The following is an 8,646-nucleotide window of genomic DNA, read 5'->3' on the forward strand; positions in this document are numbered from 1 at the left end:
CCGGGAAGCCCTGTCAGGCCGATGGGGAAGAGAGGTTCACGGCTGCGCGTACTCCCGCCGCGTACTCCTCCGGGCATTCCCACGCTGCGAAGTGCCCGCCGGTTGAGTGCTCAGTCCAGGAGCGGACATCGAAGAAGCGGGAGGCGAACTCACGCGGCGCGTTGACGAGGTCCTTGGGAAAGATCGTGAAGGCTGTGGGTACGTTGATGCGTCCCGCTGGTTTCGGGCCGCTCTCCACGTACGGAGTGAAGGACGTGCCGATTGCACCGCTGACCCAATAGGCGGTGATCCAGGTGAGCAACTCATCCCGGGTGAAGACGGCCTCGACGTCACCGTCACAGTCGGTCCAAGTGCGGAGTTTTTCCACCAGCCACGCGGCAAGCCCGGCGGGAGAGTCTCCGAGGCCGACGGCCAGCGTGTGCGGCTTGGTCGACTGCTCGTGCATGTAACCGCCCTCGGTCGCCTGCCAGCGATGGCCGTAGCTGACGTAGGCCCGTTCCGCTTCGGAGAGATCATGCGGTGGTTCGATGAGGAAATGGTATTGCGAGACGTCGGTCAGGTGCAGGGCCATGACCCGCTCGGGATGTGAGGCGGCAAGGGCTTCAGCGACGTCGCAGCCCACGTCTCCTGCGGAGATGACATATCGGTCGTAGCCGAGTTCGGTCATCGCCGCAAAGACGGCTTCGGCCATCGCTGGTGCCGACATGCCCTTTTGCGTGATGGGTGCGGCGAACGGAAAGCCGGGGAGCGCCGGCACGACGAGATGCAGGTCCGCCAGCAGCGGAAGAACCTTGTCGAAGCGCAGAGTTGAGTCGGGCCAGCCGTGAAGCAACAGAACGGGTACCGCCCCAGGGTCCGCTGAGCGCAGATGAATGCTGCGTACGGGCGTGCCGCCGCTTCCTGTGAGGACCCACGGCAGACTTCGAATTCTTGCCTCGTGTTTTTGCCAGTCGTAGGAATCCGCCCAGTACCCGACCAGTTCGGAGAGGTAGTCGGCGTCGACCCCTCGTTCCCAGCCGAAACCGTGGGGAAGGTCCAGGCGCCGGTACGCTCGAAGCCTGGAGCGCAGGTCGTCGAGAACCGCCGGTTCGACGGCGGGGGGAGCGTATGCAGTGCCGGCCATTCCTGAGGTCCCTTCGCTGAGCAGTTTCCCGCGTCCTCGGTACACCTAGTGCCCTGCCACCAAGCCGCGTCCTCAAACTCGGGCCCGTCTTCGGGCTTTGACCCGTCTCGCAGGCTCCGCGGACGCCCGTGCACGCGAAGGAGATGCACCAGCCGACCGACAACGTCTTCAACAGCACGGTCGAGTCCCCGGTCGGGCACGCCGGGGCAGACCTGGTCGCAGAGCGATGGCGAGAACCTGAGGCGGCATCGACGGGTGCCCGTTGGCCGACGGGATACATGTCCGCGAACATCTCCGGCGCGAAGAGCACCTCACGGTGCCCGGCCGGAACGCGAAGACACTTCCCGGAGGAACCAACTCCCGGCAGGTCTCCCCCACATCAGGCCCGCACCGGCTCCCCGGTCCACTCGCCCTGCACACCCATGAGACTGGCCCCGGACCGCATGATCCGGAGCCAGAACCCACAACGGTCTCAGTGATCTTCCAGGAGTCACCACAGCCCCTGTCGGGCTGCCCGGAGCGCAGGCCGCCACTCGCGATGATCCTATGGAGATACGCGGAACTTCTTATACAGACCTGGCTTGGGAGCTCCACGCGCCGTGAGACTGGCAGCCAACCGTGGCGGGAGCGTGGACGGTTCCGTTCATCCAGCTTCGAGCAGGTTCGCATCGCGTCTCGTGCTGCATCGAGCAGAGCCCGAGGGGGAGTCATGAGATCACGTCTGCAGTGGGTCCACGGCCGCGGAGAGCGTGTGATTCTCAAACGCAAACAGACGTACCGACCCGAGATCTTCGTCAAGTTCATCGTCCTGGTCGGCTTGCTGTGTATGCCGGTTCTCATCTTCCGTTGGGGTCAGTGGATCCCCTTTGCCGGAGGCAGCCTCTACCTGCTCTGGGAACTCGACCGTATCAACAACGCGTTTTGCGAGCTCGCGGACCTCTGGAACGAGCAATACGCGCAGCATCAGGTCTCACCCCGAGACGCCACCCTCCGGTGACACAGCCCGGCGGCGGCATACGGAGGTAGTCAGCACGGACGAGGTCCCTGCGCAGGAGTGATTCGACTTCCGGCGTGAGACGGGCTTTCAACTCAGGCGGTTTCAGCGGGCCGGGCCGATCCCGAAGTCTCTTCCTCGTCACCTGCCGTCCTGCACGCCGGTGATCTGGCCCTCCGTGAAAGCTCACGTCCCTACCTGACGAGGCTCGTACCCACGGAGCCGACGGGGCAGGTGCTGGTCCTGCGGTTTCCGCGCTCACTGCTGCCCTTACCCGCGCGAGAGCTGCGCCGTCTGCGCGCGGCCCGCATCCCGGGCGCCCGGGGCATCGGCGCGCTGACTTCCACCTTCCTGCTGCAGTTGGCCCGACACATGCACGAATTCAGCCGGGCGGACACCGCACGGCTGTCCACTCTGACACTCGATGCGCTGACCGCAGGACTGGCCGGATCGCTGGACACCGAGAGCGTGGTGCCGCCCCACACCCGGCAGCACGCTCTCATGGCCCGGATCCCCGCCCACATCCACGACAACCTGAGGGACCTGGCGCTGAACCCTTGCGCTACCTGCACAAGCTGTTCCAGCAGAACGGACACACCGTCGCTGGCTGGATCCGCGAGCGCCGTCTGGAGCAGTGCCGGTGCGACCTCGGCGACCAACCGTCTGGACACCCGCCCGATCTATGAGATCGCCACCCGGTGGGGGTTCACCCACCCCGCACATTTCAGCCAGGCTTTCCGCAGCGCCCACGACCTCTCGCCACGCCAGCACCGCCAACAGTCCATGACAGTGCACGCAGACTAAAGAACTGTGCACGCATCCGTAACGACAGCTCCTACTACAGGGCGCACCCTGTCTTGAGGAATGGAACAGATAAGGCCCCATGTGATAAACGCAGACTTGGAAATTCCAGAGCGCCGAACTGTGGGAGATAGTCACTCCCACACCGTTGCCATATGGCTCTCTGGAATACCGAGGGGCAGCGAGCACGGCATCAGGGTGGCTTGTGACGCCGTCAGCGATCATACGAGTTGGGAGAAGCGCTCATGAGAGACACGTTGCGCCGCAAACGCCGCTGTGCCTGCGCCGCGCTTGCTGCTGTCATCGTCGGCAGTACGTTGGCTTTCGGCACCACTACGGCCAGCGCGTCGATTGCGAAGTGGGGATGTGAAGGGGGCTCGCCGACCAGTTTGCCGAACCCCAGGACGGCACGCCTCAACGACTACGACGCCTACGGCCGTGTCGTCGAACTGCGTCATGCGCCGGAGATCTACAGCGATCCGTCGGTTGACGAGCCAGACTGTACGTGGGGGCGTATTTCCAACGCACGTCTCGGTGACCTCGTCTGGGTCGACAGGTCCTCGGACGGCGGCCGTACGTGGACTCAGCTCTCCATTACCCGTGTCACTTCCGGGACCTCTGCCTTCACGGGCGCCTGGACCAATGCCGGCACTTGGATGCGTGCGTGCATATCCGTGCCAAACATCTCGGGCGCCAAATGCACCCCGGGTTGGTACTGATACGACCGGTCGTGCCGGAGGGGTTGCTTTCCGACCCTCCCGGGCCGTTAAACACTTTATGAAGGAATCGTGTCTCTCCGCCATTTTGCCGCTGCGGCACTCGCATGCGCGCTAGAAGATCACTGAGATTGGTGTGGGTTCTGGCTCCGGATCATGCGGTCCGGGGCCGGTCTTGTGGGTGTGCACGGCGAGTGGACCGGGAGCCGGTCGTGCCTGGTGTGTGGGTGACCGGCCGGGAGTTGATTCCTCCGGGCATGTATCCGTCGGCCAACGGGCGCCCGTCGATGCCACCTCAGGTGCTTGCGATCTGCGGTGGAAAGCGGCCTGCGGGCTGGGGTTGCTCGATCCAGCCTTCGACCCGTCGTAACAGACCTACCTCTGGCGTCGGCTGCAGCACTCGCGAGATCCGAACCGGCTGTTCGCGAAGGTCAAGGAGGTCATCATGGCGACCGGCGCGCTGAGGGGAAAGCAGCGCTGGGCGCTGGACTCCACCGGTTTCGACGACGCGGTGGCCACCCAGGACAGTGCGATGAACCCTCCCTGGTCCAGCCACGCAGGGTGTGCGTGCGCTGCGGCCGCCGCCATCGGCCCGAGCGACGGCGGGCGGGCGGCGCGCACCTAGGGTGGCTGTCCGTTTGCTCGCGCAGTGCCGCCGTCACGTGTCCTGCGGCGGGGCTGCCGTTGCCATCCAGGGGTCGACGATGTTCAGGGGGCCTTCGGGCAGGCTCACGGCGTCCGTGCTCCAGCCCCAGATCGAGCACAGTCGTCGTCGAGGGTCGTTGTGCGCGTCCCTGCCGTGCAGCATGCGGTAGTTGTCGATGCAGAGCATGTCGCCGGCTTCCAGCCGGAACATCGGCCCGTGGTCGCGGGCGGACAGCACCGCCTGCTCCCAGCGGCGGATGAAGGTGCGATCCCGCTGTCGCATCGGTCCGTGCGCGGCGGAGAGGTAGGGGTGATAGCGCCCCTGGAAGCGCCCTCGCGGGGTCAGACGTACCAGGGGGTGGAGACGTTCCTGCGGATAGTTCGGCTCGGAGTGGTCGATCGGGGTGTTCCAGCAGAACTGCACCATGTCGGCGCTGTCGGGGGCGGCCGCGAAGAGGTCGAGGAGGCGGGCGGTGTCGATGAGGAAGGACTCTCCCCCAACGGCGGCGGGACGTTCGCACCAGAGGAACAGATGATCCGGGGCGTCGTCACCGAACGCGTAGCCGTCGTTGTGCGGCGGCATGCGCTCCGCCGCCGTGGTGAGATACCGTCTGCGGCCCCGGGAGTCGGCCGACTGCGCCGCGACGACCCGGGCCTGTGTGGCTTCGTTGCGTTCGGTTGCCTCGATCTGCGTGCCGATCCTCACCGCCTTGGCGCCCATGCTGCGCCGTCCCGCGTCGAGCGCTGCCCGTTCGTCGCACACGCCGGTGAGAATCGCCGCGCCGTCCCGGCGCACAAGGTCCGAGACCTCGTGCGGGCAGGACACCCGGGCCGGGACGACACTCGCCTTGGTCCACCTCATCCGCTCCACCCCGCAGCCGGCCGCACCGGTGCCCTCTCAGTCCGCCGATTCCTGCGGCTGCTTCCCGCTCAGCCCCTCGAAGCGCTTGGCGATGAAGTCGCCCCAGGTGGCGTCCAGCGTCCTCAGCTCGCCATCCGCCATCTGCCACTGCCGGGCCTTGTGCGGCGGGTAGGCGAACATCACGGACGACAGCCGGCTGTAGTCGCCGCCGGTGTTCGAGCAGTGGACGCGGTGGGTGGAGGGCCGGAACCGGCCGGAGGAGGCGTGCGTCAGCATGCGGCCGATGTTGCACAGGACGATGTCCGTCTTGGCGATGACGGGCTCCACCCAGGTGCCGTCGTGCAGGACGTACTGCAGGCCCTGGTCGGAGGAGGGCAGTTGCAGTCCCAGCATCTGGATCCCGGAATGCTCGTGGGCCAGGACCTCCCGCCCGTTCACGTCCCGGTAGTAGATGACCCGCAGGTTGGTGGCGTCCCGGGAGAGCTCGAACTCCGGGGTGCCGGGCGGCATGATGCCGCGGACCACCTCGCCGAAGCTCGAAATGGTCGTGAAGGCCAGGCCGAAGACGTCACGCGCGGCGGCCCCGAAGGTGGGAAAGGCCCTCAGGACGTCTCCGGCATGCGGCGGCCTGTCCTCCAGCATGGCGCCGCTGACGTGGATGAACTCCTTGGGGTCGGGCACCCCCGCGGCCAGTCGCGGTATCTCCGAGAGGTAGGGGAAGTAGCCGTGCGTTCCGCCGGCGGCCAGCTGCGGGACACGGGAGAACTCGTAGTCGGCAAGCCGGGGTTCGCTCGACAGGCACGCCGAGGCGAACTCGTTCATCATGCGCTCGACCTTCTCGCCGATGCCGGGCACCTCGGCCGCCATGAACCCCCAGTTCGCGAGCTGGTCCGCGATGTCCTCTCTGGCGTTCAGCACATCCTGCTCGATGTTCTCCATGCGGATCACCGGGACCTTGCCGCTCAGCGGCATCGCAGTCACGTCCATGGACTTCTTCCCTTCTCGAGTGGGTTGCGAACGGGATCGGGGTGCTCAGCGCGCAGGATGCGGGGAGCGGCTGCCGGCGCCGGTCGGCTCGTTGCGACGGACGGCCGCCAGCGCCTGCGGCAAGGTGAACGCGCCCGCGTACAGTGCTTTGCCGACGACGACGCCTTCGACGCCCGCTGTGGTGAGGGCGGTCAGGGCACGCAGGTCGTCGAGGGTCGCCACGCCTCCCGAGGCGACGACCGGCCGGCGCGTGGCGGCGCACACCTCGCGCAGGAGGTCCAGGTTGGGGCCCGTCATGGTGCCGTCCCGGCCGATGTCGGTGACGACGTAACGCGCGCAGCCGGCGGCATCCAGGCGGGACAGGACCCGGTGCAGGTCACCGCCGTCGCTGGTCCAGCCGCGGCCTTTGAGCTGATGGCCGTCGACGTCGAGACTGACGGCGATCCTCTCGCCGTGCTCGGCGATGGCCCCGGCGATCCATGCGGGGCGTTCCAGGGCGGCGGTCCCCAGATTGACCCGCGTGCAGCCGGTGGCCAGGGCGGCGGCGAGGGTGGCGTCGTCGCGGATGCCACCGCACACCTCCACATCCATGTCCACGGATCGCACGATCTCGGCGATCAGGTCGCGGTTGGTCCCGGTGCCGAACGCGGCGTCCAGGTCGACCAGGTGCAGCCACCGGGCGCCGGCGCGCTGCCAGGCCAGCGCGGCCGCCAGGGCAGGACCGTACGACGTCTCGGTACCCGACGCGCCGCGCAGCAGGCGGACGGCCAGGCCGTCACGGACGTCCACGGCCGGCAGGAGTTCAAGCTGTTCCGGCATCACAGCATCTCCATCCGGTCGTGTGCAGCTCCGTGCCGGCGACTTGTTTCCGGGGATGGCCTTTCCTCTTGCTTTCCTGGGCATTGCCCGCACGGAAAGGCTTGCCGTCGTCGGCTTGCGCCGTCTTCATAGGACGGTATTCCATACGTCCGGTGGGCAGCGAGGTGGTCGAACGGCTACCACCTTCGTCCACTTGCCTTTTCCTTTCACACCGGGCGACAGTGCGCAGAACGCGCTCACGATGCGAAGGGGAATCATGTCCAGCCCCATTGTTCCCGGAATACGCCCGGAAGACGTGTCGGACGACGAGTTGGCGGTGCTGCGCGAACGGCGGGAGCCCGACGTTCAGGGGAAGAGCAAGAAACTGTGGCTGCTTTCCGACGGTCTCTGCCTGATCGAGATCATTCCGAGTCTGCGCAGTTTCACCTACGAACGGGACGAGATCGTGGCCGACACCGGGCCGTTGCGCCTCGACTTCTACGAACGCGCCGCTGCCCGACTGGCCGCGGACGGTGTGCGGACGGCGTTCACCAGACGGGTGTCACCGCTGTGCTACCTGGCGGAGTACTGCCCCGCCGCGCCGTTCGAAGTGATCGTGAAGAACCGCGCCGTGGGGTCCACTCTCGTGAAGTACCCCGGCCTGTTCACGCCGGAACAGGTGCTGCCCAGGCCCGTCGTGAAGTTCGACTACCGGACGGATCCCGAGGACCAGCCGATCGGGGAGGACTATCTGCGCGCACTGGAGCTGCCGGTGGACGAGTGGACCCGGATCGCCCTGGAGGTGAACGAGTCCTTGCGTTCCTGGCTGCGTCCCGTGGAGGTCTGGGACTTCTGCCTCATCTTCGGCACTTCCCCCGACGGCGAAGTCGTCCTCATCTCCGAGGTGTCCCAGGACTGCATGCGGCTGCGGCACGCGGACGGCTCCTCCCTCGACAAGGACCTCTTCCGCAAGGGGGCCGGCCACGAGGAGATCGTCCAGGCCTGGCGGAGGCTGTTCGATGAACTCGGCTGACGTACCCGTGGCCGTGGTGACGGGCGCGAACCGGGGCAGCGGCAGGAGCATCGCCGCCGAACTGAAGGCCCGTGGATACCGCGTCTTCGCCCTCAACCGCACGCTTTCGGGACAGGGCTGGCTCACCGAGGTCGCCTGCGACCTCGCCGACGCCGGGCAGATCCGCCGCGCCGTCGAGCGGGTGCTCGCCGAGGCCGGCCGCGTCGACGTCTGCGTGTTCAGCGCGGTCGACCGGGTGCTGGAGCCGATCTCCTCGATGGCTGCCGAGGACTGGGAGCGCACCTTGGCCGTCAACCTCGGTGCCAACTTCCATCTCACCCGCCTTTTGTTGCCGGCCCTGCGGGCGAGCCGCGGCCAGTTCGTCTTCATGGGCAGCCACGCGGCGACGCGCTACTTCGAGGGGGGTGCCGCCTACAGCGCGGCCAAGGCGGCGCTGGGTGCCTTCGTCGAGACCCTGCTGCTGGAGGAACGCCCGCACGGGGTGCGCGCCTGTCTGGTCTCCCCCGGCGCCATCGCCAACCTGGACGGCGACGACGGCCCGCACAAGATGGCCATGGACTCGATCGCCCGCTGCGTCGCAGCGATCATCGACCTCCCGGACGACATGGCCGTGGGGCAGATCGAAGTCAGGCCCGCCAAGCCTTTGCAGGCCACAGTCACCGGCATCGACCGGCTGCTCTACGTCTA

The 8,646-nt window shown here is 67.0% G+C and carries 9 protein-coding genes and 1 pseudogene; 6 read left to right on the forward strand and 4 right to left on the reverse strand.

What is annotated here, in order from left to right; genetic code table 11:
* Positions 1 to 13: 13 nt before the first annotated feature.
* Positions 14 to 1,123, reverse strand: coding sequence for an epoxide hydrolase family protein (locus ACYF6T_RS40805; RefSeq protein WP_461703024.1), 1,110 nt, complete (start codon positions 1,121 to 1,123; stop codon positions 14 to 16).
* A gap of 751 nt (positions 1,124 to 1,874) precedes the next feature.
* Between ACYF6T_RS40805 and ACYF6T_RS40810 the strand changes: the two genes are divergently transcribed.
* The 4 genes and pseudogenes from ACYF6T_RS40810 to ACYF6T_RS40825 form a co-directional block, all read left to right on the forward strand.
* Positions 1,875 to 2,120 (forward strand): hypothetical protein, encoded by a 246-nt coding sequence (locus ACYF6T_RS40810; RefSeq protein ID WP_461703025.1) that lies wholly within the window; start codon positions 1,875 to 1,877, stop codon positions 2,118 to 2,120.
* A 231-nt stretch (positions 2,121 to 2,351) separates the two neighbouring features.
* Positions 2,352 to 2,921 (forward strand): hypothetical protein, encoded by a 570-nt coding sequence (locus ACYF6T_RS40815; RefSeq protein WP_461703026.1) that lies wholly within the window; start codon positions 2,352 to 2,354, stop codon positions 2,919 to 2,921.
* Positions 2,922 to 3,163: 242 nt separating this feature from the next.
* The gene (locus ACYF6T_RS40820) at positions 3,164 to 3,637 is read left to right on the forward strand and encodes a hypothetical protein (RefSeq protein WP_461703027.1); all 474 of its coding nucleotides are present in this window, start codon (positions 3,164 to 3,166) and stop codon (positions 3,635 to 3,637) included.
* A gap of 304 nt (positions 3,638 to 3,941) precedes the next feature.
* Positions 3,942 to 4,163 (forward strand): annotated as a pseudogene (locus tag ACYF6T_RS40825) (IS5/IS1182 family transposase); the annotation flags it as partial.
* A 129-nt stretch (positions 4,164 to 4,292) separates the two neighbouring features.
* On the opposite strand, the gene ACYF6T_RS40830 reads toward ACYF6T_RS40825, so the two are convergent.
* From ACYF6T_RS40830 to priA, 3 genes are read right to left on the reverse strand one after another with little or no spacing between them, the layout of a single operon-like run.
* Positions 4,293 to 5,141 (reverse strand): TauD/TfdA family dioxygenase, encoded by an 849-nt coding sequence (locus ACYF6T_RS40830; RefSeq protein ID WP_461703028.1) that lies wholly within the window; start codon positions 5,139 to 5,141, stop codon positions 4,293 to 4,295.
* Positions 5,142 to 5,177: 36 nt separating this feature from the next.
* Positions 5,178 to 6,128, reverse strand: coding sequence for a 2OG-Fe(II) oxygenase family protein (locus tag ACYF6T_RS40835; RefSeq protein WP_461703029.1), 951 nt, complete (start codon positions 6,126 to 6,128; stop codon positions 5,178 to 5,180).
* Between the two features lie 45 nt (positions 6,129 to 6,173).
* Positions 6,174 to 6,947 carry a bifunctional 1-(5-phosphoribosyl)-5-((5-phosphoribosylamino)methylideneamino)imidazole-4-carboxamide isomerase/phosphoribosylanthranilate isomerase PriA gene (priA, locus tag ACYF6T_RS40840; RefSeq protein ID WP_461703030.1) on the reverse strand — a complete coding sequence of 258 codons (774 nt, stop codon included), beginning with the start codon at positions 6,945 to 6,947 and terminating at the stop codon, positions 6,174 to 6,176.
* A gap of 256 nt (positions 6,948 to 7,203) precedes the next feature.
* On the opposite strand from priA, the gene ACYF6T_RS40845 reads away from it, so the two are divergent.
* Both ACYF6T_RS40845 and ACYF6T_RS40850 read left to right on the forward strand, forming a co-directional pair.
* Entirely contained in the window at positions 7,204 to 7,959 is a 756-nt protein-coding gene (locus ACYF6T_RS40845) for a phosphoribosylaminoimidazolesuccinocarboxamide synthase (protein WP_461703031.1), read from the forward strand.
* Positions 7,946 to 8,646, forward strand: a 701-nt coding sequence (locus ACYF6T_RS40850) for an SDR family oxidoreductase (RefSeq protein WP_461703032.1), incomplete at its 3' end; no start/stop codon positions are given. The genes ACYF6T_RS40845 and ACYF6T_RS40850, both read left to right, overlap by 14 nt.

The organism is Streptomyces sp. 7R007 (assembly GCF_054850255.1).

What these genes read in the sequence shown, in the direction of transcription:
- ACYF6T_RS40805 (WP_461703024.1), bottom strand. Translation starts at nt 1,123, where the DNA reads ATGGCCGGCACTGCATACGCTCCCCCCGCCGTCGAACCGGCGGTTCTC.
- ACYF6T_RS40820 (WP_461703027.1), top strand. Translation starts at nt 3,164, where the DNA reads ATGAGAGACACGTTGCGCCGCAAACGCCGCTGTGCCTGCGCCGCGCTT.
- ACYF6T_RS40830 (WP_461703028.1), bottom strand. Translation starts at nt 5,141, where the DNA reads ATGAGGTGGACCAAGGCGAGTGTCGTCCCGGCCCGGGTGTCCTGCCCG.
- ACYF6T_RS40835 (WP_461703029.1), bottom strand. Translation starts at nt 6,128, where the DNA reads ATGGACGTGACTGCGATGCCGCTGAGCGGCAAGGTCCCGGTGATCCGC.
- priA (WP_461703030.1), bottom strand. Translation starts at nt 6,947, where the DNA reads ATGCCGGAACAGCTTGAACTCCTGCCGGCCGTGGACGTCCGTGACGGC.
- ACYF6T_RS40845 (WP_461703031.1), top strand. Translation starts at nt 7,204, where the DNA reads ATGTCCAGCCCCATTGTTCCCGGAATACGCCCGGAAGACGTGTCGGAC.